The organism is Streptomyces sp. NPDC020299, assembly GCF_044387825.1.
GTDB lineage: Bacteria > Actinomycetota > Actinomycetes > Streptomycetales > Streptomycetaceae > Streptomyces.
In genome coordinates this window covers 37,502-60,474 of record NZ_JBIRWL010000016.1, presented here as the reverse complement: position 1 = coordinate 60,474, position 22,973 = coordinate 37,502, and the positions used below count along the sequence as shown (strand labels likewise).

Sequence of the window (22,973 nt, the reverse complement as noted above, 5' to 3'; positions counted from 1 at the left end):
CCTCCCCTTACTCCACCCCTCTGATCCGGTCCACCAGCACCGCCCCCGCCAGCCCGATCACGGCCGCCACCAGGTACAGCACCCGGTAGCCGCCCAGGTACGTCACGATCGGCGCGGCGAGGGCGGGTGCCGCGACCTGCGGGAGGGCGTTGGCGACGTTGATCACGCCCAGGTCCTTGCCCCGGTCCAGCGCCTTCGGCAGGACGTCCGTCATCAGCGCGAAGTCGACCGAGGTGAACACGCCGAAGCCGATGCCCAGGACCGCCGCCGCCACGATCGCGCCGGGCCAGGTCTGCCAGCCCGCCAGCGCCGCCGTCGCCACCGCCATCAGCACGCCCGACCACACCACGAACGGCTTGCGCCGGCCCACCCGGTCCGACCACACCCCGCCGACCACGACGGTGGCCAGCAGGGTGACCCCGTTCACCGCGGTCAGGATCAGCACGCCCTGGTCGGGGTCGTGGTAGTGGAGGCGGTCGCGCAGGTAGTAGAGGAGGTACAGCAGCACCAGCGCGTTGCTGAGGTTCATCAGGAAGCGGGTCAGCCACGCCCAGCCCAGGTCTGGATACCGGCGTGGACTCAGCCAGAAACCCGCGAGGAAGCCGCGCCAGGACCACGGCGGGCGGTCCTCGGCGGCCAGCCGCAGATCCTCGTGGCGCCACACGTACGGCAGCACGCCCACCGCCGTGAACACCGCACAGGCCGCGTAGCCCGCCCCGACGCCCCCGGCGGCCGTCGCCAGTCCCGTCCCGCCGACCACGCCCAGGATCTGCGCCGCCCCCAGCCAGCCGCCGACCGAGCCCCGCTGGAGCCGGGGCACCCGGTCGGGGACGGCCGCCGTCACCGCGGCGAAGGCCGCGTTCAGCGTCAGCTGGACCAGGCACCAGCCCAGCGTCATCGTGGCCATCCCGCCCGCGCCCGCGAGGAGGAGCAGGGACAGCGCGCCGCCCGCCGTCCCGGCCACGATCCACGGCGTGCGGCGGCCCCGGCGGGACGTCGTACGGTCGGACAGCGCGCCGAAGAGCGGGTTCGCCACCAGCGACACCACCGCGCCGGCGCCCGTCACCCAGGCCAGCATCGTCTCCTTCGACATGCCGGAGCCGGGCGCGAAGTCCCCCGCCTGCGAGGCGAGCAGGATCTGCAGGGGGCCGTACCAGCCCACCCAGATCGCCCCGTTGGCGAGCGAGAGGGACGCCGTCCAGCCCCGGCCGACCCGTTCGACGGGCTCGGTGAGCGCGCCCGGCGGGCGGACGGCTCTCATCTCTGCGCCCGCAGCAGCTCCTGGAACCAGCCGTACGAAGCCTTCGGGGTGCGCTCCAGCGTCGAGAAGTCCACGTGGACCAGTCCGAAGCGGCGCGCGTACCCTTCCGCCCACTCGAAGTTGTCCAGCAGCGACCAGACGAAGTAGCCGCGCACGTCCACCCCGGCCTCCAACGCCTCGTGCAGCGCCCGTACATGGCCGTCCAGGTAGGCGATCCGGTCCTGGTCGTCGAGGCCCTCGTACGAGCAGCCGTTCTCGGTGATGACGATCGGCGGGAGACGGTCGCCGTAGCGGTCGCGGAAGCCCGTCAGCAGCTCCGTCAGCCCCTCCGGGACGACCGGCCAGCCGAAGTCCGTGACCGGGCGGCCCTCGATGTCCTGTACGGAGAAGGGTAGTTCGGCGGGCATGGTGATGCCGCCGAACTCGATCTCGGTGCCCTGCGGGGCGCCCACCCTCGTCGGGGCGTAGTAGTTGACGCCGTACCAGTCGATCGGCTCCGAGATGACCTTCAGGTCCGCGGCGACATCGCCGGGCATCAACTCGCCGAGCCCGGCCGGGTACTCACCCAGGATCAGCGGTTCCGCGAAGAGCCGGTTCAGCAGGACGTCGTAGAAGTCCGCCGCCTCCACGTCGGCGCTCTCCTTCGACGCCGGCCAGGTCGGCCCGTGCGAGTTGGCGATGCCGATGTCGCTCGCGCCGGCCGCGCGCAGGGCCCGTACCGCCAGACCGTGGGCCAGGAGCTGGTGGTGGGCCACCGGCAGGGCGTCGAACAGCAGCTGCTTCCCGGGGGCGTGGACGCCCAACGCATGCCCCAGCAGGGTGTGTTCGGCGGGCTCGTTGAGGGTGATCCATTTCGTCACGCGGTCACCGAGCCGCTCGGCCACCAGCGACACGTACTCGGCGAACCGGGACGCCGTGTCCCGCTCCAGCCAGTCCAGCGTGGCCGGCAGGTCCCAGTGGAAGAGGGTGGGGACGGGCCGTACGCCCGCCGCGCACAGCTCGTCGACCAGACGGTCGTAGAAGTCCAGGCCACCGGGGGAGTTCACCCGGGGCCAGGAGATCGAGAAGCGGTACGCGTCCACGCCCAGGCCGGCCAGGAGCGCCACGTCCTCCCGGTAGCGGTGGTAGTGGTCGCAGGCCACGTCCGCCGTGGAGCCGTCCTTCACCCGCCCCGGCCCGGCCGTGAACGCGTCCCACACCGAGGGCTCGCGCTCGCCCGCGGCCCCCTCGATCTGGTGGGCCGAGGTCGACACGCCCCACAGGAAGCCGGCCGGGAACCGGGGGATCGGGTTGCCTGCATCAGTCGCCATGGGCGCGATCATCCTTACCGCCGGTAACGGAAGTCAACGCCTGAGCGTGAAGTGCGAGTTACGCCCCTTCCTTCAGCACCCGCGAGATCAGTTCCCGCTGCTCCTCGGTGAGCCGGGGATCGGCCGCGTGCACCGTTGTGCCGTCCACCGTGATCTCGTACCGGAAGCCGTCCGGCACCACCGGCTGCGGGCCGCCCCGGCCGGACGTGAGCGCGCGCTCGGCCAGGGCCTGCCACTCAAGGGCGTCGGGCCGCCCCGAGGTGTCCACCTCGGCGTGCCGCTCGATGCCCGCGAAACCTCCTGTGCGCCTCACCCGAATCCGCATGGGTCCCTGTCTAGTACGGACGCGCCCGGAATCACAGCGTCCGTGTCACGGCGTCCGGATCACAGCGTCCGGACCCCGACCTGTTCCCAGGCCTTCTGCACGGCCTGGAGCTCGTCCCCGGCGCCGTACCGCTCGCGCGCGGCCTTCACGGTCAGCGTGGCGAAGTCCGCGAACAGGGCGTCCTGCCGCAGCTCGCCGCCGGTCAGCACGTCGTACCAGACCTGCCCGGCCTTCTCCCAGGAGTGGCCGCCGAGGGCGGTGGCGGCCAGGTAGAAGGCGTGGTTGGGGATGCCGGAGTTGATGTGGACGCCGCCGTTGTCGCGGCCGGTGCGGACGTAGCCGTCCATGGTCGCGGGCTGCGGGTCCTTGCCGAGGACGTCGTCGTCGTACGCCGTGCCCGGGGCCTTCATCGAGCGCAGCGCGGTGCCGGTGACGCGCGGGGCGAGCAGGCCGGCGCCGATCAGCCAGTCGGCCTCGGCGGCGGTCTGGCCGAGGCTGTACTGCTTGATCAGCGAGCCGAACACGTCGGAGAGCGACTCGTTCAGCGCGCCCGGCTGGTCGTGGTACTCCAGGTTGGCGGTGTACTGCGTGACGCCGTGGGTCAGCTCGTGGCCGATGACGTCGACCGGGATGGTGAAGTCGAGGAAGATCTCGTTGTCCCCGTCACCGAAGACCATCTGCTCGCCGTTCCAGAAGGCGTTGTCGTAGCCCTCGCCGAAGTGCACGGTGGCGTTCAGCGGCAGCCCGTCGCCGTCGATGGAGTGGCGGCCGTACGCCTTCAGGTACAGCTCGAAGGTGGCGCCGAGGCCCGCGTAGGCGCGGTTGACGGTGGCGTCCTTGCCGGGCTGGGAGCCCTCCTTGCGGACCTTGTGGCCGGGCAGGTCCTGCGTGTGCCGGGCGTCGTAGATGGTGCGGTGCGGCTGGTCGGCGGCGGCCCCGGTGGGCGGGGCGACGGTGGGCGCGCCGATGACCGTGGTCAGCCGCCGCTTGGTGCGCTGGTAGGCGTCGTGCTCCAGGGAGCGGCGGGCGGGCGCGGAGAGCGCGGAGTCCTCGGCCTGCGCGAGCTTGTCGAGGACGTGCGGCGGCACGATCGTGCAGAAGACGGGCTGGAAGCCCCCGTTGGTGTTCATGCCGGGCACCCTTGCACTGAGTGACTCCGGTGTCACTACTCGCAACCATGATTGGTGAAATACCCGGACATCCGGCGTCGCGCAGCGTCACGAAGTGGTATGGCGCACTTTTTGTCTGATTCGCTCTTTTTCGTTCTCGCGGTCCCGCATACTGGGACGGTCCCGCGCGTCCGGCGGGGCCTCGGCTAGGCTGCGGAGCATCATGCGTTTCGGGCTGCTTCTCCTTAGCTGCCGCGGCGAGGGCCTGTAGACAAGGCCGACTCCCTCCCCGCGGAGCTTGGTGTTGCGTCGTCGGCCGTCCTTCCGGACACCGGTCACACCGGACTTCTCGAGGAGCCCACGCAATCATGGCGAACCGCCAGCAGCCCACCTCCCTGCCGATCCACAAGTACGGCCGGTACGAGCAGGTGGACATCCCGGACCGCACCTGGCCCGGCCAGCGCATCACCGTCGCCCCCCGCTGGCTCTCCACCGACCTGCGCGACGGCAACCAGGCCCTGATCGACCCCATGTCGCCCGAGCGCAAGCGCCGGATGTTCGACCAGCTGGTCAAGATGGGCTACAAGGAGATCGAGGTCGGCTTCCCCGCCTCCGGCCAGACCGACTTCGACTTCGTGCGCTCGATCATCGAGGAAGAGGGCGCGATCCCCGAGGACGTGACGATCTCCGTCCTGACCCAGGCCCGCGAGGACCTGATCGAGCGGACCGTGGAGTCCCTGAAGGGCGCCAGGCGGGCCACCGTCCACCTGTACAACGCCACCGCCCCGGTCTTCCGCCGGGTCGTCTTCCGCGGCTCCAAGGACGACATCAAGCAGATCGCCGTCGACGGCACGCGCCTGGTGATGGAGTACGCCGAGAAGCTGCTGGGCCCCGAGACGGAGTTCGGCTACCAGTACAGCCCGGAGATCTTCACCGACACCGAGCTGGACTTCGCCCTGGAGGTCTGCGAGGCGGTCATGGACGTCTGGCAGCCCGGCCCGGGCCGCGAGATCATCCTCAACCTGCCCGCCACGGTGGAGCGTTCGACCCCCTCCACACACGCCGACCGCTTCGAGTGGATGGGCCGCAACCTGTCCCGCCGCGAGCACGTCTGCCTGTCGATCCACCCGCACAACGACCGCGGCACCGCCGTCGCCGCCGCCGAGCTGGCCCTGATGGCCGGCGCCGACCGTGTCGAGGGCTGCCTGTTCGGGCAGGGCGAGCGCACCGGCAACGTCGACCTGGTCACCCTGGGCATGAACCTGTTCTCCCAGGGCGTCGACCCGCAGATCGACTTCTCCGACATCGACGAGATCCGTCGTACGTGGGAGTACTGCAACCAGATGGAGGTCCACCCGCGCCACCCGTACGTGGGCGACCTGGTCTACACGTCGTTCTCCGGCTCCCACCAGGACGCCATCAAGAAGGGCTTCGACGCCATGGAGGCCGACGCGGCCGCGAAGGGCGTCACCGTCGACGACATCGAGTGGGCGGTCCCGTACCTGCCGATCGACCCGAAGGACGTCGGCCGCTCCTACGAGGCGGTCATCCGCGTCAACTCGCAGTCCGGCAAGGGCGGTATCGCGTACGTCCTGAAGAACGACCACAAGCTGGAGCTGCCCCGCCGGATGCAGATCGAGTTCTCGAAGCTCATCCAGGCCAAGACGGACGCCGAGGGCGGCGAGGTCACCGGCGGCGCCATCTGGGGCGTCTTCCAGGACGAGTACCTGCCCAACCCGGAGAACCCGTGGGGCCGCATCCAGGTCCGCACCGGCCAGTCGACCACCGACACCGACGGCGTGGACACCCTCACCGTCGAGGCCACGGTCGACGGCGAGGACACCGTCCTGACCGGTACCGGCAACGGTCCGATCTCCGCCTTCTTCGACGCCCTGCAGTCCATCGGGGTCGACGTACGCCTGCTGGACTACCAGGAGCACACGATGAGCGAGGGAGCCTCCGCGCAGGCCGCCTCCTACATCGAATGCGCGATCGACGGCAAGGTCCTGTGGGGAATCGGCATCGACGCGAACACGACGCGTGCGTCACTCAAGGCGGTTGTGTCAGCCGTGAACCGTGCGACCCGCTGACCCCCTCCGACCAGCGCTTTCGGTGCCCTGACCGCCTTTCGAGGCGGTCAGGGCACCGTCGTGTATCGGCCATCTGTTCGTGAAGGTCACGGACGGGTCTCGTACGGGGTACTGACTCCACCTCATCAATGTGGCTAACATCACGCCAGCGCGGCGATGCTGCCGCGTCGTTACGGAGGTGCGACGTGCTGCCAGTACGGGGACGAGACGACCGTGCCACCAGGCTTGTCCGCATTATGGGTACCCGCGTCGCGTGGACGCCCGTCGGCGACGGCGAGTTCTTCTGCCCGGGCTGCGGAGGCGACCGCAACTACGAGCGCCTCACCGGCCGCCGCCGCTTCACCCTCCTGGGCGTGCCCGTCCTGCCGCGCGGGGTGACCGGACCGGTCGTGGAGTGCGCGTCCTGCCGCCGCCACTTCGGCACCGACGTCCTCGACCACCCCACCACCTCCCGCTTCTCCGCCATGCTCCGCGACGCCGTGCACACCGTCGCCCTCGCCGTACTGGCGGCGGGCGGCACCTGCGCCCGCGCGTCCCTGGAGACCGCGGCCGTCGGGGTACGCGCCGCCGGCCTCCAGGACTGCACCGAGGAGCGGCTCGCCGCGCTCGTCGAGGCGCTCCACGCCGACACCGGCCGGGTCTTCGAGCAGCCGGGCGGCGCGAGCCTGGCCATAGAGCTGCACGAGTCCCTCGACCCGCTCGCCCCGCACCTCGCCGCCGCCGGCCGCGAGGCGATCCTCCTCCAGGCCGCCCGCATCGCCCTCGCCGACGGCCCCTACACCCCGGCCGAACGCGACGCCCTGACCACCGTCGGCGCCGCCCTCACCATCCACACCGACGACGTGACCAGACTGCTGGCGGCGGCCCGGACACCGTCCTAGACACGCCATGACGTACGAGCCGGGACCGGTGACTCCGGGGACCATGGGACCGTGACCCCGCTGAGCCGCACTCTCCTCGCCACCGCCGCGCTCCTCACCCTGCTCGCCACCACGCACGCCGCGCACGCCGCACCCGGCTGCACGTCCTCCGTGCCGTACGTCTCCGGTGCGGGCGGCTACGACACGTACCGCATCCCGGCCGCGGTCGTCACAGGGACGGGCACCCTGCTGGCCTTCGCCGAGGGACGGCGCGGCGGGGCGGGCGACACCGGTGACATCGATGTCGTCCTGCGCCACTCCACCGACGGCGGCTGCACCTGGGGCCCGCTGCGGGTGGTCGCCGCCGGGGACGGGGACACCCGGGGGAACCCGGCGCCGGTGGTGGATCCGCGCACCGGCGCGATCGTGCTGCTGACCTCGTACAACAGCGGTGTTGTGACCGAGGCGCAGATCATGCGCGGCGAGGTCACCCCCGAGCAGGGCCGCCGGGTGTTCGTGCAGCGCAGCCGGGACGACGGCCGGCACTTCACCCGCCCGCGGGACATCACGGACGAGGTGAAGCCGCGCGGCTGGCGCTGGTACGCGACGGGACCGGGGCACGCGGTGGCGCTCACCCGCGGCCCGCACGCGGGACGGCTGGTGGTCCCCGCCAACCACTCGGCGGCCCCGCCCGCCGGTTCCCCCGACACCGGCCGGGAGGCGAAGTACTACGGTGCCCACGCCCTCTACAGCGACGACGGCGGGCACGGCTGGCGGCTGGGCTTCGTGGACGACTCCTACGACGGCCGGGACAACGCGAACGAGAACACCACCGCCCAACTCCCCGACGGACGCCTCTACTTCAGCGCCCGCGACCAGAACGGCAGCAGCCCCGGCAACCGCCTCGACACCTACTCCAGTGACGGCGGGGAGTCCCTCGACCGGCCCTACGCCGTCCAGCCGGCCCTGGACGACGTGCCGGTGGTCGAGGGCAGCGTGCTCCAGATGCGGGGCCCCGGAGCCCCGCTGCTGTTCTCGGCGCCCTCCGTGCCCACCGCCCGCCGCTCCATGACGCTCTGGCGCAGCACGGACGACGGGGCGGCCTTCGGCAGGGTGCTGACCCTTTCCGGGCGGCCGGCCGCCTACTCCGATGTCGTGCAGCTCGGTCACGAGACCGTCGGGATCCTGTACGAGACGGGCACGGCGGGGCCGTACGAGACGATCGAGTTCCGCCGGCTGGAGCTGGGCTAGAGCAGGCCCGTCCTAGAGCAGGCCCGCCGCCGCCAGGAACTTGCCCACCTGCTCGACCTCCTCCGCCGACAGCGGGATCTGCGGCTCGGCGGTCAGCGGGCAGTCGATCACGCCCCGCAGGTGCAGGGCCGCCTTGAAGGCGCCGATGGCCGACGAGTTCGGGCCCATGCGGGCGGGATCGCCCACGCCCACCATCCCGAACAGCGCGCACAGCCGCTCCTGTTCGGCCCGGGCCGCGTCCCGGTCGCCCGCCCGGCACAGCCCGTCGAGGCGGACGTAGCCGTGCGGGTCGACGTTGGCGAGGCCGGGCACGGCCCCGTCGGCGCCCAGCGCGAGGGCGGCGTCGACGACGAGCTCGGACCCGGTGAGCACACTGAAGCCGGTGATGTCCGCACGGCCGCGGGCGCCGGTCAGGACCTCCCGGAAGCCGCCCAGGTCGCCGCTGGAGTCCTTCAGCCCGGCCAGGACGCCCTCGGCGGCCAGCTCCAGGACCAGCCCGGCCGGCAGCTTGGTGTGCACGGCCACCGGGATGTCGTACGCGAACACCGGCACCGGGCAGGCGGCGGCGACCCGGCGGTAATGGCGGGCGATCTCCGCCGGATGGGTGCGGGTGTAGAAGGGGGCGGTGACGACGACCGCCCCGGCACCCGCCGCGGTGGCCTCACGGACGTTGTCCAGCACCCGGGGCGTGGTCATGTCGATCGCCCCGGCCAGCACCGGCAGCGAGCCGCCGACGTGCCCCACGACCGCCTCCACCACCAGCCTGCGCTGCAGGTCCGTGAGGAACGCCGCCTCGGAGGTCGAGCCGAGCACGAACAGGCCGTGCACCCCGGCCGCCACCAGGTGGTCGACCAGCCTGAGGAGCGAGCGGACGTCCACCTCGCCGTCCGGTGTCAGGGGCGTGCAGACGGGCGGTACGACACCGGAGAGCGGGGCGGGCAGGGTCATCAGGGCTCCCTGGGGTGGCTCTGGGGCACGAGGTCCCCGGTCGGACGGTCCTCCTCCACAGGATGGTGGCAGCGGTAGCGGTGCCCGGGGTCCGACGCGGCCGAGAAGTCCGGCATCCGGGCCGCGCACACCTCGTCCGCCTTCCAGCAGCGGGTGCGGAACGGGCAGCCGCTCGGCGGCCGGGTCGCCGACGGCACCGGCCCGCTCAGCGGGATCGGGTCGACCGGGTCCAGCAGGCCGGGGGTCGCGGAGAACAGGGCGCGGGTGTACGGGTGGCGGGAGCGGTCCGTGACCCGGCCGGCCGGGGTCTCCTCGACGATCCGGCCCAGGTACATGGTGATCACTCGGTCGCTCATCCGCCGTACCGTCTGGATGTCGTGCGAGACGAACACCAGGGCGAGACCGAGGCGTTCCCTCAGGTCCAGCAGGAGGTTGAGGATCTGCGCGCGCACCGAGACGTCCAGGGCGCTGGTCGGCTCGTCCGCCACCACCAGGCCGGGGTCCAGGGCGAGCGCGCGGGCGATGGCGACGCGCTGGCGCTGTCCGCCGGAGAGCTGCCCGGGCAGCGCGTCGGCGAGGGCCCGGGGGAGACCCACCAGGGCCATCAGTTCCTTGACCCGGTCCTCCCGTTCGGCCCGGGTCCCGCGCCCGTGGACGTCCAGCGGGTCGCGCAGGACCCGGCGTACCGTCAGCCGGCGGTTCAGGGCCGTCGACGGGTCCTGGAAGATCATGCCGGTGCCCGCGCCGACGGCCGACCGGCGTTCGGCGGGCGGCATCGACCACAGGTCGCGCCCCCGGTACGACACCGTCCCCGAGGCCGGCCGCTGGATGCCCACGAGCACCTTCGCCAGCGTCGTCTTCCCGCACCCCGACTCGCCGACCACCCCGACCGTCTCGCCGGGCGCCACGGTGAGATCGGCGCCGGTCAGGGCGTACACCCGGTCGCGGGTGAACAGGCCGCCGCCGCGGGCCCTGTGGACGACATGGGCGCCCCGGACTTCCACGACAGCGGTCATGGGAGGGCCTCCTCGCTCTGCGCCGAGGCCGGCTCCACCGCCGGGTGGTGGCAGGCGGCCGTGTGCGTGGGGGTGCCCGCGAGGACGGGCGCGGTGGTGTGGCAGACCTCGGTGGCCAGCGGGCAGCGGCCGGCGAAGCGGCAGCCCGCGGGGAAGTCGGCGGGGGCCGGTACGACCCCCCTGATCTGCGTCATCCGCTGCTCGGCCGACTCCAGTGAGAGCACGCTGCCGAGCAGCCCGCGCGTGTAGTGGTGGGCCGGTGCCTGAACCAGGTCGGCGGTCACGCCCGTCTCCACGATCTGCCCGCCGTACATCACCGCCACCCGGTCGGTGACGTCGGCGACCAGGGCCAGGTCGTGCGAGACCAGGATCAGCGCGAAGCCCAGTTCCTCGCGGAGCCGCAGCAGCAGCTCCATGACCTGGGCCTGCACGGTGACGTCCAGGGCGGTGGTCGGCTCGTCGGCCACGATCAGGGCGGGGTCGCGGGAGAGGGCCATGGCGATCAGGACGCGCTGGCGCTGGCCGCCGGAGAGTTCGTGCGGGTAGCTGCGCAGGGTGCGGCCGGGGTCGAGGCCGACCAGGGACAGCAGCTCGTGCGGGCTCCGGCGGCCACCGCGGCGCACGAGCTGCTTCAGCTGGGCGCGGACGGTCATCGCCGGGTTCAGCGAGGACAGGGCGTCCTGGTAGACCATCGCCATCTCGTGGCCGAGCAGCCGCCGCCTTACCCGCATCGGCTCGGCGAGCAGGTCCCGCTGCCCAAAGCGCACCCGGCCGCGGACCCGGGCGCCCGCGGGCTGGAGCCCCATGACGGTGAGCGCGGTCAGCGACTTGCCGCAGCCCGACTCGCCCACCAGCCCCAGCACCTCGCCCGGCCGCACCTCGAAGCCGACGCCGGCCACGATGTCCACGCCCCGGTGCCGGTCCGGGAAGCCGATGGCGAGGTTCTCCACCGCGAGCACCGGCGGGCCGTCGGGCACGGGCCGGGGCCGGGCCCGTGCGCGCAGCCGCCGGGCCGCGTCGGCGAGGCCGGGAAGCGGGAGCACCTCGCCGGTGCCGGGTTCCGGTGCCTCCAGGTGGTCCTCGGGCGCCGTCACCTCCCGGGGTGCCGGGGCCGCCCAGGCGTCCAAGACGCCCTCGGAGAGAATGTTCAGGCACAGCACGGTGAGCAGGATCAGCAGCCCGGGGAAGACGGTCGCCCACCAGCCGCCGGTCAGCACCATGTTCTTGCCGTCGGCGATGACACTGCCCCAGGACGGGTCCGGGGGCCGCACCCCCGCGCCGATGAAGGACAGCGACGCCTCGAAGACGATGGCCTCGGCGACCTGGACCGTGCAGAACACCAGCACCGGGGCGGCACAGTTGACGGCCACGTGCCGCAGCACGATGTGCGGGGTGCGGGCGCCGATCACGCGTTCCGCCGTCACATAGTCCTCGCCGTACTGGTCGAGGACGTTGGCCCGCACCACCCGCGCGACCGGCGGGGTGAACAGGAAGGCGATCGCGCAGATCAGTACGCCGATCCCGCCGCCGAAGACCGCGACCAGCACGGCCGCCAGCGCGATGCCCGGGAACGCCATCACCACGTCCAGGCAGCGCATCAGCGTCTCGTCCACGGCCTTGCGGGAGGTGGCCGCGAGCGCCCCGAGCAGCGCCCCGGCGACCAGCGCGAGACCGGTCGCGCCGAGACCGATCGCCAGCGACCAGCGGGCCCCGTACATCAGCCGGCTGAGGAGGTCCCGGCCGAGACTGTCCTGGCCCGTCCAGTGCGCCGGCGACGGATGTCCGGTGCCGTCGACCGGGTCCTGCTGGTCGAGCGGATCGTGCGGGGCGAGCACCGGCGCGAGGACGGCGACCAGGACGACCAGCGCCAGGAAGCAGACGGCGGCCTTCGACGGCAGGGGCAGCCGGTGCCGGCCGCGCAGCCGCACGCCGGGCCGGGAGAGCCGCTCGGTGAGCTCGGCACGCGTGACCATCAGGCCGCCCTCAGACGCGGGTTGACGAGCAGGTAGAGGATGTCGATGACCAGGTTGACGACGACGAACCCGGTCGCCGTGGTCAGCACGACCCCCTGGACCACCGCCGGATCGCCGTTCTGCACGGCGTCGATCATCAGCTTCCCCATACCGGGCAGCGAGAAGATCGTCTCGATGACGACGGCACCGCCGAGCAGATAGCCGACGCGCAGGCCGAGCACGGTGAGCGGATTGACCAGGGCGTTCCTGAGGACGTTCCGGCCGACCACCACCCGGGGCGGCAGCCCGCCGCCGATCGCGGTGCGCACGTAGTCCTTGTCCAGCTCCTCCACCACCGACGTCCGCACGATCCGGGTCAGCTGGGCGGCCACCGGCAGGGACAGCGCGAACGCGGGCAGGGCCATCGTCCTCAGCCAGCCGGTGAAGGAGTCGGCCGGATTGACGTAGCCGCCGGCGGGGAACCAGCCCCGGTCCACCGCCAGGTACTGGATCATCAGCAGCGCCAGCCAGAAGCCGGGCGCGGCGACTCCGACGAGGGAGACGACCCGGATCACCTGGTCCGGCAGCCGGTCCCGGTGGACGGCGGCCGTGACACCGCCGGCCAGTGCCAGCACCACCGCGATACCGAGCCCGAGGAAGGTCAGCTGGAGGGTGAGCGGCAGCGCGGTGGTGACCTGGTCGACGACCGGCGCCCGGGTCAGCGCGCTGGTGCCCAGGTCGCCGTGGAGCAGGTCGCCGACGAAACGGACGTAGCGGACGGGCAGCGGGTCGAGCAGGCCGTTGCGCTCCCGGAAGTCGTGCAGCTGCCGGGGCGTCGGGTTGGCGCCCTGGAAGAACGCGGACGCCGGGTCGACGTCCGAGAACCGCATCACCAGGAACACGAACAGCACGATGCCGAGCATCAGCGGCACGAGCAGGACGACACGGCGGAGCAGGATCCGTACGACGGCTGTCATGCCGTCAGGTCCACTTGGCCTGGAGGAGGTTGATGCCGGGGTACGGCTGGGGCCTTATCCCGGTGAGCTTCTTCGGGTCCCAGGCGGTCATCAGCTCGTTGTGGACGACCGGGTAGAGCACGGCCTGTTCGGCGACGACGTCGATGTAGTCCTGGATCATCGCCCTTTTCCGGTCCGGGTCCGGCTCCCGGGTCGCCCGGTCCATGTCCTTGAACAGCTGCTTGGCCACCGGATCGTCGGCCCACCGGGTGTAGCGCATCCAGAGGTTCTCGGGGCCGTAGTTGTAGTGCATGATCAGGTCCGCGTCGAGGCCGAACTGGTTCGGGTTCGAGGCGGCGGCGACCACCTGGTAGTCCTGCTTCTGGTCCATCTTGGTGAAGACGGCCGTGGTCTCCTGCGGGGAGAGGGTCGTCTCGACGCCGATCGCGTCCCAGGAGGCCTTGACGGTCGGCAGGCAGTCGACGATCCAGCTCACGTTGACGGCCAGGATCTCCACCTTCAGACCGGTCACCCCGGCGGCCTTCAGCAGTGCCTTCGCCTTGTCGGGGTCGTGGTCGTAGACGGTCTTCGCCCGCCGGTGGGCGGGGTTGCCCTCGTTGAGGAAGGACGAGGACGGCTTCCCGTGCCCCTTCAGCGCCACCCGCACCATCTTCTCGGTGTCGATGGCGTAGCGCAGCGCCTGCCGTACCCGTACGTCGTCGAAGGGCTTGTGCTTCGTGTCGAACATCAGGAACAGGTTGTTCATCCCGGCGCCGCCCGCGACCGTGAGCCCGCCCTGCTTCAGGCGTGCGATGTTGGCGTACGGGATGTTGTCGGCGATCTGCGCGCCCGCGCCGGCCCCGGAGATCCTGGCCACGCGCGGTGCCGCGTCCACGATCGTCAGCCAGTTCATCTTCTTGAAGGCGGCCCTGCGCGGCCCGTTGTAGCCGTCGAACGCCTCGAAGACGGTGTTGGACTTCGGGTGGTGCGCGGTCTGCCGGTACGGTCCCGAGCCGATCGCCTTGCCCTTGATCGCGTCGTCCCAGGCGCCGGGCCGGGAGAACACGTGCTTCGGCATGACCTTGGCCAGGGTGAGCCGGGAGACGCCGTCCGGGAAGGGGAACCTGAGCACCAGCTCCACGGTCCGCGCGTCGACCTTGCGGACCTCCTTCAGCCAGCTCGCGAAGAAGCCCTTGGCGAGGGTCTGGGTCTTCGGATCGAGGATCCGGTCGAAGACGAAGACGACGTCGTCGGCGGTGACCGGCTTCCCGTCGTGGAAGGTCGCCCCGGCCCGCAGCGTGAACCTCCAGGACGTGCCGTTCGGATCCTTGGGGACCTCGGTGGCGAGCGCCGCGTACGGCTCGCGCGAGATCGGGTCGGTGTCGAGGAGCCCCTCGTAGACGTGGTTGTTGGCGGCCATGGCGAACGCGGACGCCGTCTGCGTCGGATCCCAGCTGCCGTCGTTGCCGTAGCCGATCACCGCGGTCAGCGTGCGGTCCCCGCCGCCCCCGCCCCCGGTGTCGTTCGTCGACTCCGGGCCCGAGGAGCACGAGGTCAGCGCCGGCAACGACGAGGTGAGAGCGGCGGCGGCGCCCAGCGCGCCGGTGTGCTTCAGGAACGACCGGCGGTGCACCGCCGGCACGTCGTGGGTCACGTCGCGCACGGGTCCTCCAGCGGGGGAGATACGACGTCCTACGTCCGGTCGGTCAGCGTGACCTTAGGAGGACCCGTGGGGGCGGTCAAGGGATGGCACACGAACGGCGGTATCCGCCAGAGGTCGGACCAATGGCGGGCACTCCCGTGCCGCTACGGCAGCGTCTTGTCGTACACAGTGTCCCGGTCGGAGTCGTAGACGAGCTTGCCCGCCGCGTCGTAGCCCTTGATGTGCGGCGCCATGGTCACCTGCCGGTGCAGCGTGCCGTACGCCACGAACCAGCCGTGGTCCACGACCGCCACGCCGTTCCCACCCCCGTAGGAAACGGTCAGCCTGGCCACCGACGGCTTCACCGTGCCGATGATCCCCCAGCGGAACGGCAGCTTCCAATCGCCCTTGCCGAGGAACGACTGCTGGTAGAGCTTGCCGCTGTTGGCGTCGGGGTACACCGCACCGGCGTCCGGGGGAGCGTCGTCGCCCACCGCGGTGTTGAGCCCCTGGGCCTCGCCGTCCTTGACCGTGCAGATCAGCCGGACCGGCTTCGGCGCCGGGTCCTTCTTCACCGCGACCACGTGGATGCCGTCCCCGGGCGCGTTGGAGTCGCCCGTGCTGTGCATGGCCAGGAGGATCCGGTAGTCCGCGGCCTCACCCAGGTCTACGCGACCCACGCGGTGGACGCTCGTCGCGTTGAACGCGAGGCACTTCTCCAGCCCGTCCACCGCCTGGCCGAACGTGACCCCGTCCAGCAACTGCCCATTCGTGGCGGGCTGTTCCGGCCCGGAGGGCGACGCACTCGGCGACGTGCTGGGCGATGCGCTCGGCACCGGGCGCGATGCCGCCGGCGCCGCCGTGCCCGTCCTGCCGTGCCGCCCGTCGCCCAGCGCGTACGCGCCCGCCGGCAGCGCGGCCAGAGTCACCAGCACGGCCCCCACCGCCGCCACCCGCCGGCGCCGCTCCACCACGCCCCGCCGCCGGATCGTCCCGTACGGCACGGGGGGCGGCCCCATCGCGAACGCGGTCTCGCCGAGCATCCCGCGCAGCCGCTCCTCGAACTCCCCGTCGATGTCCTGCCGTTGCGTTTCCCCGCTCACCTCTCGCCTCCCTGCTCGTACGCGGCACCGCTGTGCGCGGTCGCCCTCTCGACCTGCTCGGCCTGCGCGGCCGGGAGGAGGCCCGGATGCCTGCGCAGCTTGGCCAGCGCCTTGGACGCCTGGCTCTTGACCGTGCCCGGCGAGCAGCCGAGCGTCTGAGCCACCTCCGCCTCGGACAGGTCCTCCCAGTAGCGCAGGACCACCACCGCCCGCTGCCTCGGCGGCAGTTGGGCCAGCGCACCGACCAGCGCCCCGCGCTCGTCGACCCGGGAGACGGCCTCGTCCCGCCGCGTCGTATCCGGCGGCGCCGCGGTCAGCGCCTCGGCCACGCGCCGCTTGCGGAAGCGGTCGCTGTTGCACGTGACCAGCATCCGGCGGACATACGCCTCCGGGTTGTCGCTGCGCGAGACACGCCGCCACGACCGGTACGCCTTGGCCAGCGCGGTCTGCGTCAGATCCTCGGCGTGGTGCGCGTCACCCGTGAGCAGATACGCCGTGCGCACCAGACGTGACCACCGCGCCCTGACGAATTCCTCGTACTGGGCCTCTTGTTCGGCCTGCATCAACCACCCTCCTCGCTCCCCCCGACCACCGACGGGGCGCATTCGGTTGCCCGGTCCACGTGACCGGGTTCGAACGGAGCCATGGAGAAGGCGGGCGGTGACCCTGTGTGGTCGCCGACGATGACGCCGGTGCGCACACGGCCGCCGGCGCCGTAGGGGAGAATGGACCCCATGAGTCTGTTCCGCGACGACGGCATCGTGCTGCGCACCCAGAAGCTGGGCGAAGCGGACCGCATCATGCTGCCGTCTCCCGGTGGGGGTGGGCTGTGAGTCTGTTCCGGGACGACGGAATCGTCCTGCGCACCCAGAAGCTCGGCGAAGCCGACCGCATCATCACGCTGCTCACGCGAGGGCACGGCCGGGTGCGGGCGGTGGCTCGGGGGGTGCGGCGGACCAAGTCGAAGTTCGGGGCGCGGCTCGAGCCCTTCTCGCATGTGGACGTGCAGTTCTTCGCGCGGGGGAGCGAGCTGGTGGGGCGCGGGCTGCCGCTGTGCACGCAGAGCGAGACCATCGCCCCGTACGGTGGCGGGATCGTCAGCGACTACGCCCGCTACACCGCCGGGACGGCCATGCTGGAGACCGCCGAGCGGTTCACCGACCACGAGGGCGAGCCGGCCGTGCAGCAGTATCTGCTGCTCGTCGGCGCCCTGCGGACGCTGGCCCGCGGCGAGCACGCGCCACACCTCGTGCTCGACGCCTTCCTGCTGCGCTCGCTCGCCGTCAACGGATACGCCCCGAGCTTCGGCGACTGCGCGAAGTGCGGGATGCCCGGTCCGAACCGGTTCTTCTCGGTGGCCTCGGGCGGTTCCCTGTGCGTGGACTGCCGGGTGCCCGGCAGCGTCGTACCGTCGCCGGCGACCCTCGAACTGCTCGGCGCGCTGCTTACGGGAGACTGGGAGACCGCGGACGCGTGCGAGCCGCGGCACGTCCGGGAGGGCAGCGGACTGGTGTCCGCCTACCTGCACTGGCATCTGGAGCGCGGGCTGCGCTCGCTCAGGTACGTCGAGAAATAGACCGGCGTAGAGAAATAGGGAGACGAGAAGCACATGGTGGTACGCGGAATCCTGGGGCGCCAGCGCCGCGAGTACAGCACGCCGGAGCCGCACCCGTCCGGCGCCCGCGCGCCCAAGCTCCCCGGTGAGCTCGTCCCGAACCATGTGGCGATCGTCATGGACGGCAACGGCCGCTGGGCCAAGGAGCGCGGGTTGCCGAGGACGGAAGGGCACAAGGTCGGGGCCGAGCGCGTACTGGACGTGCTCCAGGGCGCCATCGAGGTCGGCGTCGGGAGCATCTCCCTGTACGCCTTCTCCACCGAGAACTGGAAGCGCTCGCCCGACGAGGTCCGCTTCCTGATGAACTTCAACCGCGACTTCATCCGCAAGACCCGCGACCAGCTCGACGCACTCGGCATCCGGGTGCGCTGGGTGGGACGGATGCCCAAGCTGTGGAAGTCGGTCGCCAAGGAACTCCAGGTCGCCCAGGAGCAGACCAAGGGCAACGACCGGCTCACCCTGTACTTCTGCATGAACTACGGCGGCCGGGCCGAACTCGCGGACGCGGCGAAGGCGATGGCGGAGGACGTGCGGGCGGGGCGCCTCGACCCTGCCAAGGTCACCGAGAAGACGATCCAGAAGTACCTCTACTACCCGGACATGCCGGACGTGGACCTGTTCCTGCGCCCCAGCGGTGAGCAGCGCACCTCCAACTACCTGCTCTGGCAGAGCGCGTACGCCGAGATGGTCTTCCAGGACGTGCTGTGGCCGGACTTCGACCGCCGTGACCTGTGGCGCGCGTGCGTCGAGTTCGCCTCCCGCGACCGGCGGTTCGGCGGGGCCGTGCCGAACGAGCAACTCCTCGCCATGGAACGGGACATGAGGGGCCGCCCGGACGCCTCGTAGTCACCGCACCGGCTGTACGATCCCGCCTTATGGTCATGGACATGGGGCGGGACGCCGAGCAGGACGTGGTGGAGTTGTCGTACCGGCCGGCGGTCGAGGACTTCGCGTCGGCGTTGCGGGCCCGGCTGCGGGTGAGCCGGGCGGGGCGGCGGCAGTTCTGGATGATCGGCGTGCTGACGGTCTTCCTCCTCATGGAAGTGACACTGCTGGCAGCTGGAGATCACGACAAGTCGCCGGGGTTCGTGGGAGCGCTGGCGTTCTCCTGCGGCATCCTCTGGCTGTCCCCCTGGCTGCAGGCCCGCCAGTTCCACCGTCTCGCCCAGCGGCAGGGCGAGTTCCGGGCGACCGTGACGGACGCGGGCGTCTCGCTCACGACCGACAACACGACGGCCTCGGTCAATTGGACCGCTCAGCCTCGTTACCGGGAGAACAGCCGGGTGTTCGTGCTCTTCAGCACCGACCGGAACGCGACCGGGTTCACCATGCTGCCCAAGCGGGGGCTGCGGACCCCGGAGGACGCCGACCGGCTGCGCACGATCCTCGACCGCAACGCCACCCGCGTCTGAACCTGTGGAGCCCGTCCGCCCGGAATAAGCCGCTCCCGTGTGCGATTTAAGATCATGAGCGACTGCTCGATCTCACCGGGGGTTGGTTCCGCTTGTTCGCTTTCGTGATTCCCGCGCACAACGAAGAGGCCACGGTGGCCACGATCGTCGGCCAGGCCCTCGCGGCCGCGCGGCCCGGCGACCGGGTGCTGGTCGTGGACAGCGGCTCGACCGACGCCACGGCCCGACGGGCCCGCGAGGCCGGTGCGGAGGTGCTCGGCGGGCCGCTCGGCAAGGGCGCGGCCATGCAGCTGGCCGTGTCGGCGGTGGACAGCGAGTGGACCTGCTTCCTCGACGCCGACCTCGTCACGGCGGAACGGAATGTCCCCGCGCTGCTCCGCGAGGCCGCGGCCGGCGGCACGGCGGACCATGTGGTCGGTGACTACGAGTACGACCACCCGGGCACCATCCTGGCGTCCACGTTCACCATCTACGAGCCGCTCACCGGCCGGTTCTTCCCGGAGGTCGGCTTCCACGGGGCGAACGCCCTCACGGGCTACCGTGCCGTCCGCACCCGTCTGCTGCGTGCCGCCCCGCTGCCGCCGGACTTCGGTGTCGAGACCTTCCTCAACATCTCCGTCGCCCTGTCCGGCGGGCAGGTGAACGTGTGTCACCTCGGTGTCATCGGCAGCCGCTACCGCTTCCACGGGGGCTCGATGGCGGCCGAGATAGGCACCAGGATCCTGGACCTGGCCGAGGCCCACGGGCGGCTGGATCCGGCCGACCGGCCGGAGTGGGACGAGTGGCTTCGGGCGGGGGTGGCCGCCATCGCGCCGAACACCGCCGACCAGGGCCGCTCGGCCGTCCTGGCCCGGCTGTTCAGCACCGTCCGCAGGCCGATGCCCAGCCGGTCCGGGGTCTGAGAGCAGGCCTACTTGGCGGCGCACTCCGCGCAGGTGCCGAAGATCTCCACCGTGTGGGCCACGTTGACGAATCCGTGCTCTGCCGCGATGGCGTCCGCCCACTTCTCGACCGCGGGGCCCTCGACCTCGACGGCCTTGCCGCAGACGCGGCAGACGAGGTGGTGGTGGTGTTCGCCGGTGGAGCAGCGGCGGTAGACGGACTCGCCGTCGGAGGTGCGCAGGACGTCGACCTCGCCGGCGTCGGCGAGGGACTGGAGGGTGCGGTAGACCGTGGTCAGGCCGACCGAGTCGCCCTTGTGCTTGAGCATGTCGTGGAGATCCTGCGCGCTGCGGAACTCGTCGACCTCGTCGAGGGCTGCCGCCACGGCGGCACGCTGCCGGGTGGCACGGCCCTTCACAGGCGGTCCAGCGGTCGTCACCGGTTGCCTCCTCACCTCACGTCTCGCACCGACCCGGGCCATTGTGCCAGCCCGGCCTGTGCGCGGTCAGACGCCGATCTCGTCGGCGGCCGCCCGGGTGGCCGGAATCGAGCACTCCGCCGGGTCCTCCGAGGGCCGCGCGGCGGCGGCCGCCCGGGCGCGGCGGCGGGCCAGCGGAGTGGCCAGGGCGGTCAGGACGATGAACGCCGCGATGGTCAGCAGCACGATCGTCGCGCCGGGCGGGACGTCCTGGTAGTACGAGGTGACCGTGCCGCCGATGGCCACGGTCACGCCGAGCGCGACGGCGATCGCGAAGGTGGCGGCGAAGCTCCGGGTGAGCTGCTGCGCGGCGGCGACCGGGACCACCATCAGCGCGGAGACCAGGATCAGGCCGACCACCCGCATGGCGACGGTGACCGTGACGGCCGCGGTGACCGCCGTGAGCAGGTTCAGGGCGCGGACGGGAAGCCCCGTGACCCGGGCGAACTCCTCGTCCTGGCTGACCGCGAACAGCTGGCGGCGCAGCCCCAGGGTCACCAGGACCACGAACCCGGCGAGCAGCGAGATGGCGGTCACGTCCGACGGGGAGACCGTCGACAGCGAGCCGAAGAGGTAGGAGTTCAGATTGGCGTTGGAGCCGCCGGGCGCGAGGTTGACGAACATCACGCCGCCGGCCATGCCGCCGTAGAACAGCATGGCGAGGGCGATGTCGCCGCGGGTCTTCCCGTACCAGCGGATCAGCTCCATCAGCACCGAGCCGAGCGCGGAGGCGGCGGTCGCCATCCACACCGGCGAGGTGTTCAGGAGGAAGCCGAGGCCGACGCCGGTCATCGCCACGTGCCCGATGCCGTCGCCCATGAGGGGCTGGCGGCGCTGCACGAGGTAGATGCCGATCGCGGGGGCGGTGACGCCGACGAGGACGGCGGCGAGGAGCGCCCGCTGCATGAAGGCGTAGTCGAGGAGTTCCATCAGCTCAGCAGTCCTGTGCGCAGGGGGTGGGCGCCCGCGGGGTCGTGCGGATCGAGGCAGTGGTGCGAAGCACCTCCACCAAGGGCGGTGGCGGGTGACGGGTGGGCGTGGTCGTGGCCGGGGAGGGCATGCTGGCCCACCGCGCGCGGGGGTGGGCCGTCGTGGGTGACGCAGCCGTCGCGCAGGACGACCGCCCGGTCGATGAGGGGCTCCAGGGGGCCCAGTTCGTGCAGGACGAGGAGGACCGTCGTACCGGCCTCGACCTGCTCCCGCAGGGTCCGCGCGAGCACCTCCTGGCTGGCCAGGTCGACGCCCGCCATCGGCTCGTCCATGATGAGCAGCTCGGGTTCGGCGACCAGGGCGCGGGCGATCAGGACCCGCTGGTGCTGGCCGCCGGAGAGGGCGGTGACGGAGTCCTGGGCCCGGTCGGCCATGCCGACCAGCTCCAGGGCCCGGCGTACGGCCTCGCGGTCGGTCCTGCGGAAGAGGCCGAAGCGGGTGCGGGAGAGGCGGCCCGAGGAGACGATCTCGGTCACGGTGGCCGGGACTCCGCCCGCGGCCGTGGTGCGCTGCGGTACGTAGCCCACCCGCGCCCAGTCCCTGAAGCCGCGGCGCGGGGTGCCGAACAGCTCGATGTCGCCCGCGCTCACCGGCACCTGGCCGATGATGGTGCGGATCGCGGTCGACTTGCCGGATCCGTTGGCGCCGAGCAGCGCGACGACCTCGCCGGGGCGCACGGTGAGGTCGATGCCGCGCAGCACGGGGCGGGAGCCCAGCTCGGCGCGTACGCCGCGCAGACGTATGACGGGCGGCTCGGTCATGGCGTCGTCCTCCGCGGGTGTCGGTGGGGCTGTCACTTGGTCCCCAGGGCCTTGCGCAGGGCCCTGAGGTTGGACTCCTGGACCGAGAAGTAGTCCGTGCCGCGGGACTTGGAGGTGATGCCCTCGATGGGGTCGAGGACGTCCGTCCGCAGCCCGGCGTCGGCGGCGACGGTCTTCGCGGTCTTGTCGCTGACGAGCGTTTCGTAGAACACGGTCGTGACGCCGTCGGCCTTCGCCATCGTCTCCAGGTTCCTGACGCGGGCGGCGCTGGGCTCGGACTCGGGGTCGAGGCCGTTGATGGCCTCCTCGGTCAGGCCGTAGCGCTCGGCGAGGTAGCCGAAGGCGGCGTGGGTGGTGATGAAGACCTTGGTCCTCGTGTCCGCGAGGCCGTTCTTGAACTGTGTGTTCAGGTCGTCCAGCCGCTTCACCAGGGCGGCGGTGTTCTTCTTGTAGTCGGCGGCGTGGTCGGGGTCGGCCTTCTCGAAGGCCTTGCCGACGCCCTCGGCGACCTGGGCGTAGCGCACCGGGTCGAGCCAGATGTGGGGGTCGAGGCCGGCCAGTTCCTCGTTCTTGGAGGTGTCGTGCTCGGCCGCGTGGCCGCCGACCTCGTTGCCGTGCTTCTCCAGGGAGGTGAGGGAGGCGGCGTCGATCTTGGTCTTCACCTCGGACTGGGCGACCGCGTCATCGACGGAGGGCTGGAGGTTCTTGAGGTAGAGCACCGCGTCGGACTCCTGGAGCTGCGCGGTCTGCCGGGCGCTGATCTCCAGGTCGTGCGGTTCCTGGCCGGGCTGGGTGAGACTGGTGACGTGGACGTGGCTCCCGCCGATCCGCTCGGCGAGGAAGGCCATCGGGTAGAACGACGCGACGACGTCGAACTTGTCCGTGCTGCCCGCCGCGGTCGTGGCGGAGCAGGCGGAGAGGCCGGCGAGACCGAGGGCGGTGACCGCGGTCGTCGCCACCGCGGGTATGAGGCGTCGTCGTACGTTCATGACAGTCATTTTCAACAAACATG

Annotated in this window: 22 protein-coding genes; 7 read left to right on the top strand and 15 right to left on the bottom strand. The window is 71.6% G+C overall.

The genetic code is table 11. From position 1 onward, the window contains the following. Window positions 1-7: 7 nt before the first annotated feature. The 4 genes from ACH45E_RS33530 to ACH45E_RS33515 are packed head-to-tail and all read right to left on the bottom strand — an operon-like array spanning window position 8 to window position 4,026. Window positions 8-1,261, bottom strand: coding sequence for an MFS transporter (locus ACH45E_RS33530; RefSeq protein WP_361450933.1), 1,254 nt, complete (start codon window positions 1,259-1,261; stop codon window positions 8-10). Next, window positions 1,258-2,571, bottom strand: a complete 1,314-nt coding sequence (locus ACH45E_RS33525) for a GH1 family beta-glucosidase (protein WP_361450931.1) — start codon at window positions 2,569-2,571, stop codon at window positions 1,258-1,260. The genes ACH45E_RS33530 and ACH45E_RS33525 overlap by 4 nt, the downstream gene beginning before the upstream one ends. 58 nt (window positions 2,572-2,629) lie before the next feature. Then, window positions 2,630-2,896, bottom strand: a complete 267-nt coding sequence (locus ACH45E_RS33520; protein WP_361450928.1) for a protealysin inhibitor emfourin — start codon at window positions 2,894-2,896, stop codon at window positions 2,630-2,632. 59 nt (window positions 2,897-2,955) lie between these two features. After that, window positions 2,956-4,026: a M4 family metallopeptidase gene (locus ACH45E_RS33515; RefSeq protein ID WP_361450925.1), complete on the bottom strand. Its 1,071-nt coding sequence runs from the start codon at window positions 4,024-4,026 to the stop codon at window positions 2,956-2,958. Between the two features lie 347 nt (window positions 4,027-4,373). On the opposite strand from ACH45E_RS33515, the gene leuA reads away from it, so the two are divergent. The 3 genes from leuA to ACH45E_RS33500 all read left to right on the top strand — a co-directional run bounded on the left by leuA (window position 4,374) and on the right by ACH45E_RS33500 (window position 8,206). Beyond that, window positions 4,374-6,095: a 2-isopropylmalate synthase gene (gene leuA, locus ACH45E_RS33510; RefSeq protein ID WP_361450922.1), complete on the top strand. Its 1,722-nt coding sequence runs from the start codon at window positions 4,374-4,376 to the stop codon at window positions 6,093-6,095. A gap of 185 nt (window positions 6,096-6,280) precedes the next feature. Further along, window positions 6,281-6,976, top strand: a complete 696-nt coding sequence (locus tag ACH45E_RS33505) for a TerB family tellurite resistance protein (RefSeq protein WP_361450919.1) — start codon at window positions 6,281-6,283, stop codon at window positions 6,974-6,976. Window positions 6,977-7,027: 51 nt separating this feature from the next. Then, window positions 7,028-8,206 (top strand): sialidase family protein, encoded by a 1,179-nt coding sequence (locus ACH45E_RS33500; protein WP_361450917.1) that lies wholly within the window; start codon window positions 7,028-7,030, stop codon window positions 8,204-8,206. Window positions 8,207-8,218: 12 nt separating this feature from the next. On the opposite strand, the gene ACH45E_RS33495 is transcribed toward ACH45E_RS33500, so the two are convergent. From ACH45E_RS33495 to ACH45E_RS33465, 7 genes are all read right to left on the bottom strand, one after another. Continuing rightward, window positions 8,219-9,154: a dihydrodipicolinate synthase family protein gene (locus ACH45E_RS33495; RefSeq protein ID WP_361450914.1), complete on the bottom strand. Its 936-nt coding sequence runs from the start codon at window positions 9,152-9,154 to the stop codon at window positions 8,219-8,221. Beyond that, complete coding sequence (locus ACH45E_RS33490; protein ID WP_361450911.1) at window positions 9,154-10,170, bottom strand: ABC transporter ATP-binding protein; 1,017 nt, start codon at window positions 10,168-10,170, stop codon at window positions 9,154-9,156. Before ACH45E_RS33490 ends, ACH45E_RS33495 begins: the two co-directional genes overlap by 1 nt. Continuing rightward, the gene (locus ACH45E_RS33485) at window positions 10,167-12,143 is read right to left on the bottom strand and encodes a dipeptide/oligopeptide/nickel ABC transporter permease/ATP-binding protein (protein WP_361450908.1); all 1,977 of its coding nucleotides are present in this window, start codon (window positions 12,141-12,143) and stop codon (window positions 10,167-10,169) included. Before ACH45E_RS33485 ends, ACH45E_RS33490 begins: the two co-directional genes overlap by 4 nt. Further along, window positions 12,143-13,099 carry an ABC transporter permease gene (locus tag ACH45E_RS33480; RefSeq protein ID WP_361450905.1) on the bottom strand — a complete coding sequence of 319 codons (957 nt, stop codon included), beginning with the start codon at window positions 13,097-13,099 and terminating at the stop codon, window positions 12,143-12,145. Before ACH45E_RS33480 ends, ACH45E_RS33485 begins: the two co-directional genes overlap by 1 nt. Before the next feature lie 4 nt (window positions 13,100-13,103). Continuing rightward, the gene (locus ACH45E_RS33475; RefSeq protein ID WP_361450903.1) at window positions 13,104-14,741 is read right to left on the bottom strand and encodes an ABC transporter substrate-binding protein; all 1,638 of its coding nucleotides are present in this window, start codon (window positions 14,739-14,741) and stop codon (window positions 13,104-13,106) included. Window positions 14,742-14,884: 143 nt separating this feature from the next. Next, window positions 14,885-15,823: a hypothetical protein gene (locus ACH45E_RS33470; protein ID WP_361450900.1), complete on the bottom strand. Its 939-nt coding sequence runs from the start codon at window positions 15,821-15,823 to the stop codon at window positions 14,885-14,887. Next, window positions 15,820-16,386 carry a SigE family RNA polymerase sigma factor gene (locus ACH45E_RS33465; protein ID WP_361450897.1) on the bottom strand — a complete coding sequence of 189 codons (567 nt, stop codon included), beginning with the start codon at window positions 16,384-16,386 and terminating at the stop codon, window positions 15,820-15,822. The genes ACH45E_RS33470 and ACH45E_RS33465 overlap by 4 nt, the downstream gene beginning before the upstream one ends. A 266-nt stretch (window positions 16,387-16,652) precedes the next feature. Here ACH45E_RS33465 and recO point away from each other — a divergent pair, with 266 nt between their 5' ends. From recO to ACH45E_RS33445, 4 genes are all read left to right on the top strand, one after another. Continuing rightward, the gene (recO, locus tag ACH45E_RS33460; protein WP_361450894.1) at window positions 16,653-17,399 is read left to right on the top strand and encodes a DNA repair protein RecO; all 747 of its coding nucleotides are present in this window, start codon (window positions 16,653-16,655) and stop codon (window positions 17,397-17,399) included. A 33-nt stretch (window positions 17,400-17,432) separates the two neighbouring features. After that, window positions 17,433-18,284 carry an isoprenyl transferase gene (locus ACH45E_RS33455; protein WP_361450891.1) on the top strand — a complete coding sequence of 284 codons (852 nt, stop codon included), beginning with the start codon at window positions 17,433-17,435 and terminating at the stop codon, window positions 18,282-18,284. A 29-nt stretch (window positions 18,285-18,313) separates the two neighbouring features. After that, window positions 18,314-18,850 carry a YcxB family protein gene (locus tag ACH45E_RS33450; protein WP_361450888.1) on the top strand — a complete coding sequence of 179 codons (537 nt, stop codon included), beginning with the start codon at window positions 18,314-18,316 and terminating at the stop codon, window positions 18,848-18,850. Between the two features lie 92 nt (window positions 18,851-18,942). After that, window positions 18,943-19,752, top strand: coding sequence for a glycosyltransferase (locus ACH45E_RS33445; protein ID WP_361450885.1), 810 nt, complete (start codon window positions 18,943-18,945; stop codon window positions 19,750-19,752). An 8-nt stretch (window positions 19,753-19,760) separates the two neighbouring features. Here the strand turns inward: ACH45E_RS33445 and ACH45E_RS33440 are convergent, their stop codons facing one another. From ACH45E_RS33440 to ACH45E_RS33425, 4 genes are all read right to left on the bottom strand, one after another. Beyond that, on the bottom strand, window positions 19,761-20,171 hold the full coding sequence (locus ACH45E_RS33440; RefSeq protein ID WP_361450882.1) for a transcriptional repressor: 411 nt from the start codon (window positions 20,169-20,171) through the stop codon (window positions 19,761-19,763). Between the two features lie 66 nt (window positions 20,172-20,237). After that, complete coding sequence (locus tag ACH45E_RS33435) at window positions 20,238-21,140, bottom strand: metal ABC transporter permease (RefSeq protein WP_361450879.1); 903 nt, start codon at window positions 21,138-21,140, stop codon at window positions 20,238-20,240. Next, window positions 21,140-21,961 (bottom strand): metal ABC transporter ATP-binding protein, encoded by an 822-nt coding sequence (locus ACH45E_RS33430; protein ID WP_361450876.1) that lies wholly within the window; start codon window positions 21,959-21,961, stop codon window positions 21,140-21,142. Before ACH45E_RS33430 ends, ACH45E_RS33435 begins: the two co-directional genes overlap by 1 nt. A 32-nt stretch (window positions 21,962-21,993) precedes the next feature. After that, window positions 21,994-22,950: a metal ABC transporter substrate-binding protein gene (locus ACH45E_RS33425; RefSeq protein ID WP_361450873.1), complete on the bottom strand. Its 957-nt coding sequence runs from the start codon at window positions 22,948-22,950 to the stop codon at window positions 21,994-21,996. Window positions 22,951-22,973: the final 23 nt, after the last annotated feature.

Bases quoted from the DNA above. Each gene is read 5' to 3' on its own strand.
- ACH45E_RS33530 (WP_361450933.1), bottom strand. From the start codon at position 1,261: ATGAGAGCCGTCCGCCCGCCGGGCGCGCTCACCGAGCCCGTCGAACGG.
- ACH45E_RS33525 (WP_361450931.1), bottom strand. From the start codon at position 2,571: ATGGCGACTGATGCAGGCAACCCGATCCCCCGGTTCCCGGCCGGCTTC.
- ACH45E_RS33520 (WP_361450928.1), bottom strand. From the start codon at position 2,896: ATGCGGATTCGGGTGAGGCGCACAGGAGGTTTCGCGGGCATCGAGCGG.
- ACH45E_RS33515 (WP_361450925.1), bottom strand. From the start codon at position 4,026: ATGAACACCAACGGGGGCTTCCAGCCCGTCTTCTGCACGATCGTGCCG.
- leuA (WP_361450922.1), top strand. From the start codon at position 4,374: ATGGCGAACCGCCAGCAGCCCACCTCCCTGCCGATCCACAAGTACGGC.
- ACH45E_RS33495 (WP_361450914.1), bottom strand. From the start codon at position 9,154: ATGACCCTGCCCGCCCCGCTCTCCGGTGTCGTACCGCCCGTCTGCACG.
- ACH45E_RS33490 (WP_361450911.1), bottom strand. From the start codon at position 10,170: ATGACCGCTGTCGTGGAAGTCCGGGGCGCCCATGTCGTCCACAGGGCC.
- ACH45E_RS33485 (WP_361450908.1), bottom strand. From the start codon at position 12,143: ATGGTCACGCGTGCCGAGCTCACCGAGCGGCTCTCCCGGCCCGGCGTG.
- ACH45E_RS33480 (WP_361450905.1), bottom strand. From the start codon at position 13,099: ATGACAGCCGTCGTACGGATCCTGCTCCGCCGTGTCGTCCTGCTCGTG.
- ACH45E_RS33465 (WP_361450897.1), bottom strand. From the start codon at position 16,386: ATGCAGGCCGAACAAGAGGCCCAGTACGAGGAATTCGTCAGGGCGCGG.
- ACH45E_RS33455 (WP_361450891.1), top strand. From the start codon at position 17,433: ATGGTGGTACGCGGAATCCTGGGGCGCCAGCGCCGCGAGTACAGCACG.
- ACH45E_RS33450 (WP_361450888.1), top strand. From the start codon at position 18,314: ATGGTCATGGACATGGGGCGGGACGCCGAGCAGGACGTGGTGGAGTTG.
- ACH45E_RS33435 (WP_361450879.1), bottom strand. From the start codon at position 21,140: ATGGAACTCCTCGACTACGCCTTCATGCAGCGGGCGCTCCTCGCCGCC.
- ACH45E_RS33430 (WP_361450876.1), bottom strand. From the start codon at position 21,961: ATGACCGAGCCGCCCGTCATACGTCTGCGCGGCGTACGCGCCGAGCTG.
- ACH45E_RS33425 (WP_361450873.1), bottom strand. From the start codon at position 22,950: ATGAACGTACGACGACGCCTCATACCCGCGGTGGCGACGACCGCGGTC.